Consider the following 18,767-nt stretch of genomic DNA (forward strand, 5'->3'; position numbering starts at 1 on the left):
ATGACGCCCTCCCATCCAGTCACGAACAGTCCGAGTTCGCCTCTGAGTAGAATTATTCTCAGAAGTTGAACCCGTCTGTTGATTGTGGATATTCTCCGTACGGCTAGAACTGCTCGTTTTCGGCAAAAGCCGGATTTGAGTTCGACCCTCCGCCAGCGTCCCCCCGACGTCAGGGCATGTGGGTCCCAAGGCCGCGACGCTGCTCCGGCAGCAGTCCGCACATACGCGTTCGGAGGAGTCCCCTCATGGGTGGAGCTGACACGATTCGGGAGCGGTGTTCTCGCACTTCCCCCCGCCTGTTCACGGCGGGCCGCGCGAGCCTGCTAGCCACCCTGGCCAGCCTGACGGTGGCGTGCGGCGGTGCGGAAGGCGAGGACCTGGCGTCCTCCCCCGCCGCCGTGGAGCCCCAGCTCGCGACGCAGGGCGAGGCGCTGTCCGTGGGCGACCTCCTGGGCGTCGGCAACCGCGAGGCTCCCGTGGGCCTGGCCCTGGAGGTGGACAACGGGGAGGGCGTGCCCCTGAAGGTGAAGGCCGGGCAGACCTTCTGGGTGAACCAGATTGACCTGCGCGCCTCCATCAACGCCACGAAGGACGAGGGCGTGGACGGGCTGCGTCAGAACAGCGACTTCCTGGCCATTGGCTGGAACGGCGTGCGCCTGGCGGACCAGGAGTTCGTGGGCCTGTCCAACCCGGACGGCACCTTCACCCGCCGCCGCTTCTACCGTGACGCCGCGTGGATGAAGGCGCCCAGCCTCTTCACGGTGGAGCCGGTGGATTCCCGCGGCCTGCTGACGGGCGCGCCGGTGCTGTTGAACATCGGCACGGACGACACCCGCCGCACGGAGCGTGACGACTTCTTCATCCGCCGCATGCGCGCCATCCAGTGGACGCGCGACTGCCGCTCGCTCACGGACTGCACCGGCGCCAAGGCCTATGAGGAAGAGGCCCTGGTGGAGCTGCGCAACGCGTACGACCACGCGAAGAAGCAGACGCTCACCTTCACCTCCCGCACGGTGGGTCTGCGCCTGCGCTGGAGCCTGCGCCCGTTCGCCCCCTACTACATCCCCGTCACGCAGGTGTCCCAGCCGGCCTACAGCTACGGCTTCGGCATCGACATCAAGCCCCTGACGGCGCCCCGCAAGGACGGCACGTATGCCCCCGGGTCGGACGTCACCTTCCAGATGACCCTGAAGGACGGCAAGGGCAAGGCCCTGCACAAGCCCGGGAGCCTCCCAACCTACAATGAGGTCGCACCCCCGGGCGCTCCCGGCAATCCCGCGGGGATCCAGTACTATCAGGCCTTCTTCAACCCCACGACGACCTACTACCGCCGCAAGCACCAGGAACGGATGATGATGACGCAGCTCATCGGGCCGGCGCAGGACATCCAGCCCATCCGGACCATCGTCGACCTGGAGGCCTTCCTGGACGACTCGCAGGACGTGCAGACCATCGCCACCCCGGCGCGCGACGGCGTCTATGCGCAGTTCATGACCTTCCCGCCGTCCAACAAGCTCTTCGGCGGCGCCTTCTTCCCCAATGACGGCCGCTGGGACGCGCCCGTGAGCGACACCTGGACCTACCACCTGCCCGCGGACGCGAAGCCCGGCACCTACCTGGTGACCGCCAAGGCGCGCCGCGTGTTCATGGGCGAGGACCGGCCGGCGTCCCGCACCATTGAAATCCAGGTGGGGACGAAGACGCACACGGAGGCCGTCCTGACCACGGGTCCGTGCAACACCTGCCACAGCAAGGGCGGCGAGCTGAGCGAGGTCCTCCATGCGAACGACAACCGCGCCGCCTGCGCGTCGTGCCATGCTCCGCTGGGCTTCGAACTGGAAGGTCCCATCTTCGTGCGCACGCACTTCCTCCACTCGCGCTCCAACCGCTTCGACGCGCCCCTGGAGAAGTGCACCTCCTGCCACCTGAAGCAGGAGACCACGCAGCGCACCAGCAAGGCCGCGTGCCTGTCGTGCCACAAGAGCTACCCGGACAGCCACGTGGAGAAGTTCGGTCCCATCGAGAGCATGTACGTCGGCGGGGGCCGCGAGTCGTTCCAGCAGTGCACCGGCAGTTGTCACAAGACACACCCCGGCAGCGGCTTCTAGCCGCCGCCGGTTCGCACGGAGGTCCTCCATGGCGCATGTGAAGATGCAGACGGCTCGCTCCACCCTCACGGATCCAGTCGCCGTCGCTGAGGACCTCCTGCGCCAGTTACACGGTCCCGCCCCCAAGCTGGTGACGCTGTTCGCGTCCCGGCAGCGCGACCAGCGCGCGCTCAACCGCGCGGTGCGCGAGCGGCTGCCCAAGGACACCCGGCTGGTGGGCGCCACCACCGCCGGCGAGCTGGACAACAACGGCATCCACGAGAACAGCGTGGTGCTGGGCGCGCTCTCCGGCGACTTCGAGGTGGGTCTGGGCCTGGGCAGCGGCCTGACCGGGGACGCCATCGCCGCGGGAGCGCAGGCCATCAAGCGCGCGTGCGAGGAGCTGGGCGTGCGCCAGCAGGACCTGGACGCGCGCCGGTACGTGGGCCTCGTGATTGACGACGGCTTCCGCTACAAGAAGGAAGAGCTGCTGCTGGGCATCCTGGAGAAGAACCAGACCCTGGTGCTCGTGGGCGGCGGCGCCAGCGACTCAGAGACGGACCCCGCGCGCCAGTCCGCCCTCATCCACGTGGATGGTGAGGTGGCCGGCGACGGCGTGCTGGTGGCCCTGTTCAAGACGAACGCGCCCTGGGCCGCGCTGCGCTCGCACTGGTACGTGCCCACCGGCGAGCGGCTGACCATCACCAAGGTGGACGAGACGCACACGCGCGCCCTGGAGATTGACGGCAAGCCCGCCGCCCGCCGCTACGCGGACATCCTGGGCGTGGAGAACATCGCGGACCTGGAGTTCGGCCGGCCGGGCGGCTTCGCGCTGCGCCCCACCGCGCTCAAGGTGGGCCGCGAGTACTTCATCCGCGCCGCGTGGCGCCCCCTGGAGGATGGCTCCATCCTCTTCGCCAACCTCCTGGAGGAGGGCAGCGAGCTGGACCTGATGAAGGCCGGCGACCTGGCGGGCATGACGCGCAACTTCTTCGAGGAGGAGCTGCCCAGGCGGGTACAGAACCCCCAGGCCGCCCTCCTGTTCCACTGCAGCGGACGCCTGTGGTACGCGCAGGCCCAGGGTCAGCTGCCGAAGCTCTCGGAATCCTTGAAGCTTGCACCCTCCGCTGCTGGGATGAACGTGCAATTCGAGATTTACTCGGGGTTCCACATCAACACCACGCTGACCGTGCTCGCGTTCGGCTCCAACTAAGTCCCCCAGACCATGGCCCAGCACCCGTTCGACGCGGCCCACGCCGAGGCGCCTCTTGGTTACACCCTGTCGCTGCTGCTGGTTGGCAGCGAGCGTGAGACGCGCGCCATGCGCGACGCGCTGGAGAAGGAGGACATCCTCTCCATGCTCACGCTGGAGCCCGTCAGTACCCGGGAGGCCCTGGAGCAGGCGCTGGAGCGCCCCTGGGCCCTGGTGCTGGTGGGGTCCGAGATGCCGGGCATGACCTGGGAGGACGTCCAGGCCGCCTGGGTGAAGCGCGGCCGGGAGACGGCCTTCGTGGTGAGCGCACCCTCGTGGAGCGCGGACACGCTGGCCACCGCCATGCGCGCGGGCGCTCGCGACTACGTCACCGAGGACCGCTACGGCCACCTGCCCTTCGTGGTGGCGCGCGAGCTGCGCCTTCACGCCGAGCGCGCCCAGCACCAGATGACGGGGGTGGAGCTCAAGCGCACCAACTACCTGCTCAGCAACATCATCGACGCGCTGCCCTTCGTGCTGTTCGTGAAGGACGCGGAGACGCGCCGGCTGGTGGTGGTGAACAAGACGTTCGCGGACGCCTTCAAGGTCACCAAGGAGTGGCTGCTGGGGAAGCTGGACCACGACTACTTCCCCAAGGAGCAGGCGGAGTCGTTCATCGCCATCGACACGGAGATCCTCGAGACGCGCAAGATGAAGACGTTCGAGGAGGTGGCCCGCGCGGACGGCGTGGACCGCATCTTCGCCACGCGCAAGATTCCGCTGCTGGACGACCAGGGCGTGGCGCGCTTCGTGATGGGCGTCACGGAGGACATCTCCGACCGCAAGCAGAACGAGGAGGCCCTGCGCGCCTCCCGTGACGAGCTGGAGGCCGCCAACAAGCAGCTGGCCGCCAGCCTGGAGGAGATCAAGAAGACGCGCGCGGTGTCCGCCCGTTCGCTGGCCAGCTACCAGCAGCGCGCGCTCCAGATGGAGATCATCCGCCAGCAGAACGAGGACCTGGACCGGCTGGCCCAGGAGCTCTCCGTCGCCAAGCGCAACGAAGAGGAGCGCGCCCGCGAGGCGGAAGGCGCCGTGCGCCTCAAGAGCGAGTTCCTGGCGAACTTCAGCCACGAAATCCGCACGCCGCTCAACGGCATCATCGGCTACTGCGACCTCTTGATGCGCGAGGAGGGCAACCGCCTGACGCCGCACGGCCGGCGCGACCTCAACGTGGTGAAGACGAACGCCAAGACGCTGCTGGCGCTCATCAACGACATCCTGGACCTGTCCAAGATTGAAGCGGGCCGCGTGGAGGTCGTCACCGAGCCGGTGGACGTGCAGGAGCTGGCCGACGAGTGCATGGCCACCGTGAAGGAGTACTTGAAGGGCAAGGACGTGGCCCTCACGGTGAACGTGGACAACGAGGCGAAGGAGATCCGCACCGACGCGCTGAAGCTGCGGCAGATCATGCTCAACCTGTTGAGCAACGCGGCCAAGTTCACCGACACGGGCGAGGTGGCGCTCACGGTGGTGCCCGCGGGCGGCGGCGAGCTGCTGATGACGGTGGAGGACACCGGCGTGGGCATCCCGTCGGATCAGCTCCCCTTCATCTTCGAGAAGTTCCGCCAGGTGGACGGCACCACCACGCGCAAGGTGGGCGGCACGGGCCTGGGTCTGGCCATCGTGCGCGAGCTGACGCGCGTGCTGGGCGGCACGGTGGACGTGAAGAGCACGCTGGGGCGCGGCTCCACCTTCACCGTCCGGCTGCCGGACGTGCTGGCGAAGACGGTGGGCGCGGACAGCCCGCACGCCACGGAGCGCCTGGTGCCCTTCCAGGACGTGGCCCAGAAGCTGGCGCCCATGGCGCGGCCGGGCAGCACGGTGCTGGTGGTGGACGACGACGTGCTCATCCAGCAGCTCGTCACGGGCCAATTGGAGCCCGCGGGCTTCAAGGTCGTGACGGCCAATGACGGCATCGCCGCGATGAAGCTCGCGCGCGACGTGAAGCCGCAGGCCATCCTGCTGGACATCCACCTGCCGCGCATGGACGGCTGGTCCGTCTTGAGCCAGCTGAAGAGCGACCCGGCGCTGGCCTCCATCCCGGTCATCCTCGTATCGGTGGAGGAGCAGCGCGCGCGCGGCTTCAGCCTGGGTGCGTGCGAGTACCTGGTGAAGCCGGTGGAGCCGGATCGCCTGGTGGAGGTGGTGCAGAAGAGCCTGGCCTCCGCGGGCACCACGGCCGCCGCGGGCGACGTGCTGGTGGTGGACGACGACGCGGCCACGCGCGAGCTGGTCAGCCGCAACCTGCGCCGCGCGGGCTTCTCCACCAACGAGGCGCGCAACGGCGAGGACGCGCTGCTCAAGGCGCGCGTGTCGCCGCCGTCGCTGGTGGTGCTGGACCTGATGATGCCGAACCTGGATGGCTTCGAGGTCCTGCGCCGGCTGCGCGCGGAGAAGCTGTCCGTGCCGGTGGTGGTGCTCACCGGCAAGACGCTGTCCAAGGAAGAGGAGACGCTCCTGCGCGACGGCTTCGCCGGCTTCGTGCGCAAGGGCGGCACCGCGCTGGAGGACGTCATCTCCCAGGCCAAGGGACTGCTGATGTCCCAGCGGGCGGCCAGCGCGGGGAAGCTGCCTCGCGTGCTGTACGTGGAGGACAGCGAGCAGAACCGCGACATCGTCCGCAGGTACCTGGGCGGACTGTATGACCTCATCGAGGCGGAGGACGGCGAGCAGGGGCTGGAGCGGGCCCGCAACGACGCGCCGGACCTCATCCTCATGGACCTGTCCCTGCCGCGGCTCGACGGCTGGGAAGTCACCCGCAGGCTCCGCGCGTTGCCGGATGGGCAGAATGTGCCCGTCATCGCCGTTACGGCGCACGCGGGTCGCGAGTACCAGGACAAGGCGCACGCGGCCGGTTGCACGGCCTACATGACCAAGCCCCTGGACCGCGATCAGCTCATCGAGACGATTCGTCAGTACCTAGGGAGAAGCCATGGCTGAAGCAAAACCGCGCGTCCTTGTCGTGGACGACGATCCGGACCTGCTCGACCTCGTGCAGCGCTCGCTGAGCGCGTACGGGTTCGAAGTGCAGACCCACACGTCCGCGCTGGGCGTGTCCAACATCGTGCGCGCGTCCGAGCCGGACTTCGTGCTCATCGACGTGAACTTCCCCGCCCTCAAGGGGGACAAGGTCGTGGGCCTGGCGCGCCAGTACGCCCCCCCGGGCACCCGCTTCATCCTCTACTCCGCCTCGGATGAGGCCAAGCTGCGCTCGCTGGCCATCGCCTCCGGCGCGGACGGCTACATCTCCAAGAGTGTCCAGGGCGCGGACCTGGCGCAGAAGCTCAACGCCATGCGCCTCAAGCCTCGCCCGGCGTCACCCAACCGGAATCCCTCACCGGTTGAGAGCTGACCCACCCCATGGGTGAGCCCGACCCCTCGGGCCACCCCGTACTCCGGTTGGATGGGAATCTCAAAAATCGATAACCCGCAAGCCCGGTATGACTTGAAGTTCACCAAAAGGGCTGTAAGGTAGTCGCTTCTAGAGATTTACGCGCTCACTGTTGCCTGCGACTGGGGCGCGCTCTACCCACCACGAACTGCCTGCGTCCCCCCGGAGGCACCTTGCACACGTCTACCGATTACAGCCACGCGGAAAAGCTGAAGCTGGAGCTGACTCAACCCATGTTCAACGTCATGTTGAAGAAGTGGGTGGGCAAGGGCGAGCTGGACTACGAGCGCTACCTGCACACGGACACCCTGCTGGCGCTGCAGTCGCCGGAGGGCGAGCTGGTGTCCCACGACGAGCTGATGTTCCAGATCGTCCACCAGTCGCAGGAGCTGTACCTGAAGCTGGCGTCGCGGGAGATGGTGGAGGTGGTCGCGGAGATGGACCGCGACTCGCTTTGGGCGGTGTCGGCGCGGCTGGTGCGGGTGCAGAAGATCCTCGCGGGCATCAGCGCGGAGATGGCCATCCTGGAGACGATGACCCCGGCCGAGTACCAGGTCATCCGCCGCAGCCTGGGCAACGGCAGCGGGCAGGAGTCGCCGGGCTACAACACGCTTCGCCACGCGGCGGACGGGCTGGAGTCCGCGATGGAGCGCATGCTGGCGCGTCGCGGGCTGACGCTGTTCCAGGTCTATTCGGCTGGGGGGCCGAAGGACCTGCAGCACGTCTGCGAGCAGCTGGTGACGGTGGATGAGAGCTTCCAGGGATGGCTGTACGCGCACTACCAGCTGGTGCGCCGGACGATTGGCATCGACCGCACGGTGAAGGCGCTGGACGGGCTGCCGTCGCAGGTGCTGCAGGCGCGCATGACGCTGCCGCTGTTCCGCGCGCTGTGGGACGTGCGCGTGGAGCTGACGGCGGGCTGGAAGCGCGAGGGTGGTTTCACGCCGGGCGAGTCGCGCTCCGGCGGCGGCTGCCCGATGGCCGCGATGAGGGACATGGAGATGCCCGTGGCCCAGGCGCACGCGGCCCACGCGCCCACGGCGTACGCCGCCGCGGCGCACGCGGCCCCCGCGCACGAGGCGCGCACCACCGGTGGCGGCTGCCCGATGGCCGCGATGCACGGGCAGCACGCTCCGGTGGCCCACGCGGGCGCGGTGCACGCTCCGATGGCCCACGCTCACGCCGCCACGGCCCACGCGGTGCCCTACGCTCCGCACGCGCCGGTGGCCCACGCGCAGCCGGCTCCGGCGGTCCATGCTCCGCACGCGGTGCCCCACGCTCCGCACGCGCCGGTGGCCCACGCGCAGCCGGCTCCGGCGGTCCATGCTCCGCACGCGGCGCCGCATGCTCCGGCCCCTCATGCGGCGGCGGCTCCCGCGCCCCATGCGCCGGTGCCCCACGCTCCGACGCCTCACGGGCCTCACACGCACTCGCACACCGCGCAGGTGTCGGCGTACGTCCACGCCCAGGAGCTGCGGAGCCAGTCGTGACCGTGGCGGCGCTCCCGGGAGCCCTGCGCGCGGAATACCCGCTGCTCCAGACCTGCACGTACCTCAACAGCAACTCCACCGGGGCGCTGCCCCGGGCCGTGGAGGGCGTGCTCGCGCAGTACTGGAACACCATGCGCGCGTGGCGCGATGACACCTGGGACACGTGGCTGTCCCAGATGCAGGCGTACGCGGACGGCGTCGCGGACCTCATCGGCGCTCCGGCCGGCTCCGTGGCGCTGGACACCAACCTGAGCGCGCACCTGTCGCGCCTGGCCTCGTGCCTGGACTTCTCCGGAGAGCGCCGCCGCGTCGTCATCACCGACCTGGAGTTCCCCACCGTGCCCTTCATCTGGAAGGGCTTCGCGCGCTACGGGGCGGAGCTGGTCGTCGTCCCGTCGAAGGACGGCCGCGTGGACGAAGCCGCGCTGGAAGCGGCCATCGACAAGCGCACGCTCCTCGTCTGCGTCGCCCACGGCGCCTTCGCCACCGGCGCAGTGCTGGACCTCGCGCGCATCGCGAAGGCGGCGCACGCGGCCGGGGCCCTCATCGCCACGGACGCGTACCAGACCGTGGGCACCGTCCCCATCGACGTGCGCGCGCTGGACGTGGACTTCCTCATGGGCGGCGCGCACAAGTGGCTGGGCGGCTCCGAGGCCGCGTTCCTGTACATGCGCCCGGGCCTGCTGCCCACCCTCCGCCCCGCCGTCACCGGGTGGCTGGCCGGCGCGTCCCCGCTGGGCTTCCAGCAGACGACGGACTACGCCCCGGACGCGCGCCGGATGATGGGCGGCACGCCCGCGCCCCTCATGGTGCTGCTGTCGCGGCCCGGCCTGGACCTGATCAAGGGCGTGGGCATCCACGCCGTGCGTGAGCACTCGCTGAAGCTCACGGACCGGCTGATGGCCCGCGCGGACGCAGCGGGACTGCGCGTGGTGACGCCGCGCGAGCCGCACCAGCGAGGCGGCGTGGTGGCGATGAGCTTCCCCGGCGATGTACAGGTGACGCAGCGGCTGGTGGCGCGCGGCTTCATCTGCAGCCACCGGGGCTTCCTGCGCGCCGCGCCACACTTCTACAACACGCCCGAGGAAGTGGACGCCTTCATGGACGCGCTCATCGAAGAGCAGCACAATCCAAGCGCATGAGCAGTCAGATGCCTCCCTTCACGCGCGAGGCGCCATCGCCTCGCGCCCTCCTGCACCTGCTGTTCAACGGCGCCCGCGCGATGGACGTCGTGGAGACGGCGCTGAAGCTGGGCCTGCTGGACGCGCTGGAGCCCGGCCCGGTGACGCTGGGTGAGCTGGCCACGAAGCACGGCCTCGTCCCCAAGCGGCTCTACAAGTTCCTCGACTGCCTGGAGAGCCTGGGCCTGGTGCAGCGCGAGCAGACCAGCGACGCGCTGGAGGCAGCGCGCTACCGGAGCGTGCCCGGCCTGCGCGACGCGGCGCGCATCGTGCTTGGCGAGGGCTCGCTGGAGCGCGACCGCGAGAAGTACGACTGGAAGGCCCTGCACGGCCGGCTGCCGGAGACGCTGCACGGCGAGCACTCCATGTCCGCCACGTCGTTCGACTGGCCTCCGCGCACGCCCGAGCAGGTGGAGGGCTTCGAGGCCAGCATGGCCGCGGGCCTGGGCCCCATCCTGGAGACGTTCCGCGCGCACGCGGGCACCCTGTGGCCCTCCGAGTCCCGGCTGCTCGACGTGGGCGGCGGGGACGGCACGCTCGCGGAAGCCCTGCTGCGTCAGCACCCGACGCTCGCCGTGGACGTCTACAACCTGCCCGCCACGGAGGCCCTGGTCACGCGCACGCGCGAGCGCGCGGGCCTGTCCCCCAAGCGGCTGGGCTTCGTGGGCGGAGACTTCCTGAAGGAGCCGCTGCCCCGGGGCTACGACGCGCTGTCGTTCGTGCGCGTGCTGCATGACTGGCCCGCGGAGGTGGCGCGGTCGCTGATGCAGGCCGCCTTCGCCGCCCTGCCCTCCGGCGGCCGCGTGCTCATCTGCGAGGAGTTCCGCACCCCGGAGCGGCTGGCGGCCCAGTTCTTCTGGTCCTACTTCCTCATCGGCGTGGACACGTGCGTGAGCCGGCTGCGCGAGGTGGAGTTCTACCTGGAGGGCCTCACCGGCGCGGGCTTCACCGACGCGCACGTGCTGCCCGGTCCCTTCGAGCTGGTGGTGGCCCAAAAGCCCTGAGGAGCCCTGAGAAGCCCTGAGGTCCCCCACCCGGGGCGTCCTCCCCTTCCCCGCGGCCCCTGTCCTACGCTGGACACCCTGGACCCTCCGGCAGGTCACAAAGGGAGGGGCAGTGCTCAGACTGTGTCTCAGCCAGACGCGGTAACCAGCCAAACGCAGACGGGAGGAGCCTGTATGCCAGGTCCCCGGTCACGAACGGGGTTGAAGGCGGTAGGGCAGGACCACGGGTGGGAGGACGCGCGGGAGTCGCAAGCGCGGCGTGGTGGCGGTGGCTCGACGACGGCGCGCACGCACCTGGAGCGCGAGGTGATGGTGCCCGTCGATGATTCCGTCCTCGTCCGGGGGCGGCTGGCGGTTCCCTCGGGGGCCCGGGGCATGGTGGTGCTGGCGCGCGGCAGCGACAGCAGCCTGGAGAGTCCCCGGCTCGCGCAGACCTCGCGCCTGTTCCAGGCCATGGGGCTGGGCACCCTGCTGATGGACCTGCTCACCCGCGAGGAGATGGAGGAGCGCAGGACGCGGCAGCTGCGCTTCAACGTGGGCCTGTTGGGCATGCGCATGGCGGGCGCGGCCCGGTGGCTCCATCGCGAGTCCCCCACCTCGGGGCTGCGCGTGGGCTACTTCGGCGCGCACACCGGCGCGGGCGCGGCGCTGTCCGCCGCGGCCTTCCGGCCTGATCAGGTGGACGCCGTGGTGTCTCGCGGCGGCCGTCCGGACCTGGCGGGCGCGGTGCTGCCCAAGGTGCAGGCCCCCACGCTGCTCTTGGTGGGCGGCGCGGACACGCTGGGCCTGGACATCAACCGCCGGGCCTACGAAGCGCTCCGCGCCGCCAAGCGCATGGACATCATCCCGGGCGCCACCCACCACTTCCAGGAGGACTCGGAATTGGAACAGGTGGCCGAGCTCGCCGGGGAGTGGTTCCTCCAGCACCTGGGCGGCCCCCAGGAAGCGCTGGAGGAAGGCGCGGAGGAGGCCTCCGCGCCCTGAAGCACCCCGGGCCGTCTCAGGCCAGCACGGGACGGGTCACGCCCAGCTCGCACGCCAGCACCGCGAGCTGGGCGCGGTTCTCCGGCCCCAGCTTGCGGTAGATGCTGGTCAGGTGCGCCTTCACCGTGCGCTCGGTGATGCCCAGGTGCGCGGCGATCTTCAGGTTGTCCGCGCCAGCGGCCACGTAGCCCAGCACCTCGCGCTCGCGCAGCGTCAGCCGCGACAGCGCGGAGGCCGGCACCTGGAAGTCCTCCAGGTGCATCGAGTGGGCCTGGAGCATCTCCACGGGCAGCAGCCGCTCACCGCGCGCCACGCGGCTCACCGCGCGCACCACGTCGTCCACGCCCACGTTCAGCTTGCACAGGTAGCCCGCCGCTCCCGCCTGGAAGCAGCGCTCCACCACGTCCGGCTCGCGGTGTCCGGACAGCACCAGTGCGCGCACCTGCGGATGGAAGTCGTGCAGGTACTTCAGCGCGTTCAGGCCATCCTCCGCGCCCTCGCGGCCCACGTGCTCCAGCCGCAGGTCCACCACGGCCACGTCCGGCGCGGCCGCGCGCACGTTGGACAGGAACGTGCCCGTCTCCGCGCACCGGGCCACCACCTTCATCCCCGCGCTTTCCAGTAGGGCCACCAGGCTCTCGCGGAACACCTGCTGATCTTCCAGCAGTGCCACGCGGATCTCCCGCCCCGTTGAGTTCAGCTCCATGGATGGCACCCTTGCCCTCCCATCTTTCAGACATCACCCCCTGGGAAGGGACGCCCAAGGTATGCCATCCCGCCGCCCCCTGTGAAACGACTCCCGGCGTAGCCGTCACACGGAAGGAGGCCAGCGAACGTTTCACGGTTCCTGACCCGGACGAGGAGTATGGCCAGCAATGCTCCTCCGGGAGGGGGAATGCAGGTCTTGCCCGGTTAGCACCCGCTGGGCTACGTCCCTCTGTATGGCTCCCAAGCCTCCACGTGACAGCGAGCTCGAAGCCATCCTGGAGAAGGTCCGCCAGGTGCGGAACTTCGACTTCCGCAATTACAAGCGGGCCACGCTGCAGCGGCGCATTGAACGGCGGATGCAGGCCACGCGCTGCCGCAGCCGGGCGGCCTACCTGGCGCTGCTGGAGCGCGACCCCACGGAGGTGAGCACGCTGGTCTCCTCCATGCTCATCAAGCTGACGACCTTCTTCCGGGACCGGGAGGTCTGGCAGGCGCTGGAGCAGAGCGTGGCGGAGCTGGTGCGCCAGCGGCCGGACGCGGAGCTGCGCATCTGGAGCGCGGGCTGCGCCACCGGTGAAGAGGCGTACTCGCTGGCCATCATCGCCGCGGAGGCGCTGGGGCCGGGCTATCCCGGCGCGGAGCTGAAGGTCTTCGGCACGGACGTGGACGAGGACGCCATCGCCACCGCGCGCCGGGGCATCTACACGCCGGAGCAGTTGGAGAACGTCTCCCCGGAGCGGCTGTCGCGCTTCTTCGTGCGCACCGGCAACAGCTACACGGTGCGCAAGGAGATCCGCCGGGCGGTGGTGTTCGGCGTGAACAACCTGGTGTCGGACGCGCCGGTGTCGCGCATCGACATCATCCTGTGCCGCAACGTCTTCATCTACCTGGACTCGGAGCTGCAGAAGCGGGTGCTGGCGCGCTTCCAGTTCGCGCTGCGCCGCAACGGCCTGATGGTGCTGGGGCGCTCGGAGCTCATCCCCTTCGCGGCCCGGCTCTTCCGGCCCAGCGACCTGGCCCGGCGCATCTACCGCAAGGACGGCCAGGCGGAACTCACCAGCACGACGCAGGACCGCCTGCCCCCGGAGCCCACGCCCCTGCCCCGCACCCTCATCCCCGCGCCGGACCTGGAGCGCTCGTTCCTGCGCAACCTCCTGGACTCGCACCCCTGTCCGCACATCGCGACGGACAGCGAAGGCACGGTGACGCTGTGGAGCCGCGCGGCGGCCCGCATGTGGAACCGCACCGAGGGGGAGGTCCTGGGCAAGCGGCTGGCCTCGCTGGGACTGCCGGGCTTGAGCGGCGACCTGCTCGTCGAGCAGAGCCAGCGCGTGCGCTCCAGCGCCTCCGACAGGGAGGTGTCCGACGGGATGATGGAGGTCTCCAGCGGAGAGCCCATCGCCCTGCGCATCCAGGTGGTGCCGCTGCGCGAGTCGGCGGGCGGACGGCAGGGCCTGCTGTACATCATCCACGACGTCACCCACCTGCGCGGCGTGGAGCAGAACCTGCGCGCGGCGCAGGAGGAGCTGCAGGCCATGCAGCTGCGGATGCAGTCCTCCACGGAGGAGCTGCGCGCGTCCAACGAGGAGCTGGAGACGACCAACGAGGAGCTCCAGTCCGCCAACGAGGAGCTGCAGACGACCAACGAGGAGCTCCAGTCCACCAACGAGGAGCTGGAGACGACCAACGAGGAGCTGCAGTCCGCCAACTCGGAGCTGGACGCCACCAACCGGGAGCTGGCGCACCGCACGCTGGAGATGGACGCGCTCACCTTCTGCCAGCGCACCATCATCCGCACCCTCTCCGCCGCGGTGCTGGTGCTGGATGGCGACGGCCGCATCACCACCTGGAACCTGGCCGCCGAAAGGCTCCTGGGCCTCACCGAGCGTGAGACGGTGGGCCAGCTGTTGTGGTCCCTGCACGTGCCCGCGCTGAAGCGCGCGCTGCTGCTCAAGCTGCGCCGCCACCTGCAGGAGAAGCGCTCGCTGCGCCTGGAGAGCGTCCCCTACCAGCTGCCGCACGGGGGCAAGGGGAGCGCCACGCTGGTGGCCACGCCGCTCATCACCGACACGCACGTGCTGGGCTCCATCATCCTCTTCGAGGACACCACCCGCACCACCGCGCTCCTCGAGGAGAACCGGCAGCTGCAGGAGAAGCTCAAGGGATGAGCCCCCACCGCGCGCCCCCGCCCGCGTCCTCCACCGCTCCGGGCACCAGCGCCCAGGAACCGCAGGGGCTCCTGCACAAGTACCGCGAGCTCTTGAAGAAGCACGCCGCGCTGGTGCGCAAGCTGGGGGAGCACGCCCGGAGGCAGGGCATCACCTTCAAGCTGTCGCGCTGGGCGCTGGAGACCAGCGACAGCGCGCTCGCGGTGCTGAACGCCAGCAGCGTGGTGCTGGCCAACAACCGCTGGCATGCGCTGGGGCGGCTGCGCGGCCCGTGGCGGCGCGAGGAGGACGGCGAGGAGCGGATGGCCCTGCGCGACGTGGGCCAGGCGGAGGCCGCGGCGGTGCTCGGGCGCCCCGAAGGCGTCGCGAGCGTTGCGCGCTACCGCCAGGCGCGCGAGCCCCACCCCCGGGTGCTGGAGGTGCGCGCCGAGCGCGTCACCGGCCACATGCAGGGGCAGGTGCTGGTGCTGGTGCGCGACATCACCGAACAGGCGCGCGCCGAGGCGGAGCTGGTGAACGCGCGCGCCACCCTGCTGGAGCGCGAGAAGGTGCGCGCCCTGGGCGAGCTGGCGGCGGGCATCGCGCACGACCTGCACTCCACGCTCGACGCCATGCGCCTGCGGCTGCAGCTGCTCCAGCGCGAGGTGCCCCCCACGCCCAGGAGCCAGCAGCACCTGGACGCGCTCATGCGCGTCGTGGCGGACGCGGAGGCGCGCGTGGAACGGCTCCAGGACTTCTCCCGCCGCAAGCCCGGCTCCGTCCTGGAGCCCGTGCAGCTGGCGGACGTGGTCCGCGACGCGGTGGACATCGTCCGGGGCGGCATCGAGCACCAGTCGCGCCAGGGCGGCCATTCCCTGCGGCTGGACGTGGCGCTGCCCGAGGGGCTTCCCCACGTGACCGGCTCCGCCATGGAGCTGCGCTACGTGGTCATCAACCTCATCATCAACGCGCGCGACGCCATGCTCCAGGGCGGCGTCATCCGCGTGCGGGCCTTCAAGGCCGGCAAGCTCGTGCGGCTCACGGTGGAGGACGAGGGCACCGGCATTCCGCAGGAGCACCTGGAGAACATCTTCAAGCCCTTCTTCACCACCAAGGGCGACAAGGGCACCGGCCTGGGGCTGTCCATGGCCCACGGCGTGGTGACGCAGGCGGGGGGCACGCTCACCGCGGCCAACCGCCCGGAAGGGGGCGCGGTGTTCACGCTCACCTTCCCCGCGCTGAAGGCCGCGTCCGCGCGGGGCGGGACGCGCTGACGCAAGGGAAGGTCCTTCAGCCCGTCTGCTCCGGTTCCTCGGGGACACCGAGCACCCTCGGCTCTCCGGCCAGCGCATTCGAGCGGGGCGCCGCGAGCACCACCTCGCGCAGGAGCGCGACCTGGGCCTCGGCCGTGCGGGCGCGCTCCTCGAAGCGCAGCGCGGAGCGGTCATGGCTGCGCTCCCGGGCCTGCGCGGCCAGCCGGCGGGACAGGGACGCGCTCTCCTCCAGCGCCCGCAGCGCGGCCCACAGCGCGCCGTCCAGCTGGTTCTGCTGCGAGCCGGACAGCGCCTCCGCCGTGTACGCGTGGCCCGTGCGGCAGCGGAAGCGCAAGAAGCCGTCCTCCTCCAGTTCGAAGAGCACGCCGCCGCAGTCCGGACAGCCGTAATAGGACGGCTTCGCGTACTCCAGCGGCGAGGGCGGGTCATCCATGGAAGGGATGTCCACCTTCATCGCCTTCACCTCCGTTTCCACCTGCCGCGACCGCTTGCGCGAGCGCGGCGCGACGGGCGTGTCCACCAGCCGCGTCAGGAGCGGCCCCAGTTCCTCCAGGCCCACGCAGTGGTCCACCGCCACGAACTCCAGCGCGCTCCTGGGCATGTCCGGACAGAACGCGTCGCGCGGGTCCTGCACCACCGCCAGCCCGCCCTCCTTCTTCACCGCCATGAGGCCGCTGGTGCCGCAGTCCAGCGCGCCCGTCAGCACCACGCCCACCACGCGCGGGCCGTAGCTGCTCGCGGCCGAGCGGAACAGCGGATCCACCGCCGGACGGTGGCCGTTCTCCTTGGGACCCTTCATCACCCGCACGCGGCCCTGCTCCACCAGCAGGTGTCTGTCATTGGGCGCCACGTAGATGCGGCCCGGCTCCAGCGCGTCTCCGTCCTGGGGATGGTGGGCCTTCAGGGCACCGGAGCGGGTGAGGATCTCCGGCAGGTAGCTGCGGCGCTGGGCGGGAACGTGGAGCACCAGCAGCACGCAGGCGGCCAGGTCCCCGGGCAGCTGTTTCACCAGCTGGGTCAGGGCCTCCACGCCCCCCATGGATGCGCCGATGACGACGATGTCGTGGCGTTGCACGTTCACGTTCCCATCCCCCGGCGCGAAGCGGACTCACCGCGTCTCTCTCAAGCTAGGCAGGGCGCCGTGGCCGTGCGGCCCGGTCAGCCCCCTTCCTCGACGGACGGGCAGGCGGCGGATGTGTTGTACGGCGTCATGGGTTTCCTCCAGGTCGGGAGGCCACCCACCTGCCCTGGGGCGCTCGTACCCCGCGAAACCCGGGATGGTCCCCGGGAGTGCCCACCCGGCAGGGTGAAACATGTGGTTTCAATTGGAAGGTTTCAGAAAATTCCAGGGACGCTGGCCAGACGGGAGAGGGGTGGGTGATACTCGGGAAGTGCCCGGGCCACTGTTTTCCCTGGGGCGGCATCTTGCCGGCCGGGGCACCCAACTGTCGGTTCCAGGGGGAGCCACCATGTCGGAGACCAAGATTCGCGTCCTCATCGTGGACGATGACCCGGACCAGCTCGCGCTGACGGAGCGCTCGTTGTCCTCGTACAACTTCGAGGTGCGCACGCATCGCTCGTCCCTGGGGGTGTCCAACCTGGTGCGCACCACGGCGCCGGACCTGGTGCTCCTGGACGTGAACATCCCGGCGCTGAGCGGCGACAAGGTGCTGGCCCTGGCGCGGCAGCAGGCCCCGGAGAACACCCGCTTCGTCCTCTACTCGGCGTCGGACGAGTCGAAGCTGCGCGCGCTGGCGCTGGCCGCGGGCGCGGACGGCTACCTGTCCAAGAGCACGCAGGGCGCGGACCTGGCGCGCAAGCTGGAGCGGCTGCACAAGCGCCCCCGCGTCGCCGCGGGCACCTGACCGGCACCTGAGCCGATGGGCTACTCGCCCACGAGCGCGCCGACCTCCAGGAACACCTGCCGGAAGTCACCGGCGGCGCCCACGAGGCGCAGGTTCTGCGCCAGGCCGCCGGTGGCGCGGAAGAACATCATCGCCTCCGGGGGCGGCCGGATGCGCATCATGCGCGCGGCGTTCTTGGTGAAGTGGTTGCGCATGTCGCGGTTGATGTCGCAGGTGCCGTAGTCATACGGCGAGCTGCGCATGGGCCGCCCGGCGATGTGCAGCACCTCGCGCAGGAGCACCTCGGCTTCCGCCTCCGCCAGCTCCACGGAGAAGCCCACCTCACGGCACAGGCCCAGCACGTCCAGCGTCTCCAGCCGCAGCGCCTGCTGGAACATGCGGCGGTTGGCCGTGACGAAGGTGGGGCTGAAGCGCTTGATGGAGCCGAAGTCCAGCAGCCCCATGCGCCCGTCCGGCATCACCATGAAGTTGCCGGGGTGCGGATCCGCGTGGATTTCCCCCGCGTCCAGGAACGGCCCGTAGGTGGCGCGGATGAGCTGGCGCGCGACGCGGAAGCGCGTTTCCGGATCCGGCGACGTCGTCACCCAGTCCTTGAGCGTCTGGCCTTCCAGCAGCTCCAGCGTGAGCACGCGGTGGGCGCTGCGCTCCTCGATGACCTGGGGCACGTACAGGTCCGGCAGCCGCGACACGCTCTTCGCGAAGCTCTTGGCCAGCTGCGCCTCGCGGCGGTAGTCCAGCTCCAGCATGAGTTCGTCGCGGAACTCCTGGAAGTAGGCGGTGCCGTCCATCATCCGCGACGTCTTGGACACCGTCTTCACGACGAGCCCCAGGTTGTCCATGTCGTGGCCCATGGACACGTCGATGCCGGGGTACTGCACCTTCACGGCGACGGGGCGGCCGTCGTGCAGCACGGCGCGGTGCACCTGGCCCAGCGACGCGGCGGCGAGCGCGTCCGGGGAGAACTCCTTGAACAGGGCCTCCGGCGGCGCGCCCAGCTCCTCCTGCACCACGCGCGACACCTGCGCGTAGGACATGGCGGGGGCCTGGTTCTGCAGCCGGGCCATCATCTGCCGCACTTCCGGCGTGAGCAGGTCCGGGTCCATGGAGAGGGCCTGGCCCAGCTTCATGGCCGCGCCCTTCATCTCCCCCAGCGTGGCCACCAGCTTCTCCGCGGTGCCCAGGCTGAGCAGCTCCGTGGGGCTCGTCCCGGACAGCTGTTTGGCGCCCGCCTTGAGCACCTCCGAGCCCACGTGCATGGAGAGACCGGCCAGCTTGCGCAGGCGGTTGAAGCGCCCCTGGGGCGGCAGCTTGTCGTCGGGTTCGGAAGCCATGGGAGAGGAGAGGATTAACGAAGACTCCTCTCCCATACGCAAGACGCCCCCGG

14 protein-coding genes are annotated in these 18,767 nt (G+C 70.2%); 11 read left to right on the plus strand and 3 right to left on the minus strand.

Annotation, left to right across the window (positions count from 1 at the left end; genetic code table 11):
• Positions 1 to 245 precede the first annotated feature (245 nt).
• The 8 genes from D7X96_RS15245 (at position 246) to D7X96_RS15280 (ending at position 11,389) form a co-directional block, all read left to right on the plus strand.
• Positions 246 to 2,108, plus strand: coding sequence for a cytochrome c3 family protein (locus D7X96_RS15245; protein WP_120548112.1), 1,863 nt, complete (start codon positions 246 to 248; stop codon positions 2,106 to 2,108).
• A gap of 28 nt (positions 2,109 to 2,136) precedes the next feature.
• Entirely contained in the window at positions 2,137 to 3,300 is a 1,164-nt protein-coding gene (locus tag D7X96_RS15250; RefSeq protein ID WP_120548111.1) for an FIST signal transduction protein, read from the plus strand.
• Between the two features lie 12 nt (positions 3,301 to 3,312).
• Entirely contained in the window at positions 3,313 to 6,279 is a 2,967-nt protein-coding gene (locus tag D7X96_RS15255; RefSeq protein WP_121723204.1) for a response regulator, read from the plus strand.
• Positions 6,272 to 6,691 carry a response regulator gene (locus D7X96_RS15260; RefSeq protein ID WP_120548109.1) on the plus strand — a complete coding sequence of 140 codons (420 nt, stop codon included), beginning with the start codon at positions 6,272 to 6,274 and terminating at the stop codon, positions 6,689 to 6,691. The genes D7X96_RS15255 and D7X96_RS15260 overlap by 8 nt, the downstream gene beginning before the upstream one ends.
• 212 nt (positions 6,692 to 6,903) lie before the next feature.
• Positions 6,904 to 8,220 (plus strand): tryptophan 2,3-dioxygenase family protein, encoded by a 1,317-nt coding sequence (locus tag D7X96_RS40435; RefSeq protein ID WP_208647319.1) that lies wholly within the window; start codon positions 6,904 to 6,906, stop codon positions 8,218 to 8,220.
• Positions 8,217 to 9,362 carry an aminotransferase class V-fold PLP-dependent enzyme gene (locus D7X96_RS15270; protein ID WP_120548108.1) on the plus strand — a complete coding sequence of 382 codons (1,146 nt, stop codon included), beginning with the start codon at positions 8,217 to 8,219 and terminating at the stop codon, positions 9,360 to 9,362. The genes D7X96_RS40435 and D7X96_RS15270 overlap by 4 nt, the downstream gene beginning before the upstream one ends.
• Positions 9,363 to 9,370: 8 nt before the next feature.
• Positions 9,371 to 10,405, plus strand: coding sequence for a methyltransferase (locus D7X96_RS15275; RefSeq protein ID WP_121770051.1), 1,035 nt, complete (start codon positions 9,371 to 9,373; stop codon positions 10,403 to 10,405).
• Between the two features lie 174 nt (positions 10,406 to 10,579).
• Positions 10,580 to 11,389, plus strand: a complete 810-nt coding sequence (locus tag D7X96_RS15280; protein ID WP_244219590.1) for a dienelactone hydrolase family protein — start codon at positions 10,580 to 10,582, stop codon at positions 11,387 to 11,389.
• 16 nt (positions 11,390 to 11,405) lie between these two features.
• Here D7X96_RS15280 and D7X96_RS15285 read toward each other — a convergent pair whose 3' ends face one another.
• Positions 11,406 to 12,095, minus strand: a complete 690-nt coding sequence (locus D7X96_RS15285; RefSeq protein WP_120548106.1) for a response regulator transcription factor — start codon at positions 12,093 to 12,095, stop codon at positions 11,406 to 11,408.
• A gap of 235 nt (positions 12,096 to 12,330) precedes the next feature.
• On the opposite strand from D7X96_RS15285, the gene D7X96_RS15290 reads away from it, so the two are divergent.
• A complete protein-coding gene (locus tag D7X96_RS15290) occupies positions 12,331 to 14,265 on the plus strand; it encodes a CheR family methyltransferase (RefSeq protein WP_120548105.1) in 1,935 nt (644 codons plus the stop codon).
• The gene (locus D7X96_RS15295; protein ID WP_120548104.1) at positions 14,262 to 15,518 is read left to right on the plus strand and encodes a sensor histidine kinase; all 1,257 of its coding nucleotides are present in this window, start codon (positions 14,262 to 14,264) and stop codon (positions 15,516 to 15,518) included. The genes D7X96_RS15290 and D7X96_RS15295 overlap by 4 nt, the downstream gene beginning before the upstream one ends.
• A 16-nt stretch (positions 15,519 to 15,534) precedes the next feature.
• On the opposite strand, the gene D7X96_RS15300 is transcribed toward D7X96_RS15295, so the two are convergent.
• Positions 15,535 to 16,599, minus strand: coding sequence for a chemotaxis protein CheB (locus tag D7X96_RS15300; protein WP_244219591.1), 1,065 nt, complete (start codon positions 16,597 to 16,599; stop codon positions 15,535 to 15,537).
• Between the two features lie 388 nt (positions 16,600 to 16,987).
• Between D7X96_RS15300 and D7X96_RS15305 the strand changes: the two genes are divergently transcribed.
• Positions 16,988 to 17,383, plus strand: coding sequence for a response regulator (locus D7X96_RS15305; protein WP_120548103.1), 396 nt, complete (start codon positions 16,988 to 16,990; stop codon positions 17,381 to 17,383).
• 20 nt (positions 17,384 to 17,403) lie between these two features.
• Here the strand turns inward: D7X96_RS15305 and D7X96_RS15310 are convergent, their stop codons facing one another.
• On the minus strand, positions 17,404 to 18,714 hold the full coding sequence (locus D7X96_RS15310) for an ABC1 kinase family protein (RefSeq protein ID WP_120548102.1): 1,311 nt from the start codon (positions 18,712 to 18,714) through the stop codon (positions 17,404 to 17,406).
• Positions 18,715 to 18,767 lie beyond the last annotated feature (53 nt).

The sequence above is a fragment of the Corallococcus interemptor genome (genome assembly GCF_003668875.1).
GTDB classification, from domain to species: Bacteria; Myxococcota; Myxococcia; order Myxococcales; family Myxococcaceae; genus Corallococcus; species Corallococcus interemptor.

Coding starts and splice junctions, on each gene's coding strand:
- D7X96_RS15285 (WP_120548106.1), bottom strand. CDS start 12,095: ATGGAGCTGAACTCAACGGGGCGGGAGATCCGCGTGGCACTGCTGGAA.
- D7X96_RS15295 (WP_120548104.1), top strand. CDS start 14,262: ATGAGCCCCCACCGCGCGCCCCCGCCCGCGTCCTCCACCGCTCCGGGC.
- D7X96_RS15280 (WP_244219590.1), top strand. CDS start 10,580: ATGCCAGGTCCCCGGTCACGAACGGGGTTGAAGGCGGTAGGGCAGGAC.
- D7X96_RS15275 (WP_121770051.1), top strand. CDS start 9,371: ATGCCTCCCTTCACGCGCGAGGCGCCATCGCCTCGCGCCCTCCTGCAC.
- D7X96_RS15290 (WP_120548105.1), top strand. CDS start 12,331: ATGGCTCCCAAGCCTCCACGTGACAGCGAGCTCGAAGCCATCCTGGAG.
- D7X96_RS15305 (WP_120548103.1), top strand. CDS start 16,988: ATGTCGGAGACCAAGATTCGCGTCCTCATCGTGGACGATGACCCGGAC.
- D7X96_RS15310 (WP_120548102.1), bottom strand. CDS start 18,714: ATGGCTTCCGAACCCGACGACAAGCTGCCGCCCCAGGGGCGCTTCAAC.
- D7X96_RS15260 (WP_120548109.1), top strand. CDS start 6,272: ATGGCTGAAGCAAAACCGCGCGTCCTTGTCGTGGACGACGATCCGGAC.
- D7X96_RS15245 (WP_120548112.1), top strand. CDS start 246: ATGGGTGGAGCTGACACGATTCGGGAGCGGTGTTCTCGCACTTCCCCC.
- D7X96_RS15250 (WP_120548111.1), top strand. CDS start 2,137: ATGGCGCATGTGAAGATGCAGACGGCTCGCTCCACCCTCACGGATCCA.
- D7X96_RS15255 (WP_121723204.1), top strand. CDS start 3,313: ATGGCCCAGCACCCGTTCGACGCGGCCCACGCCGAGGCGCCTCTTGGT.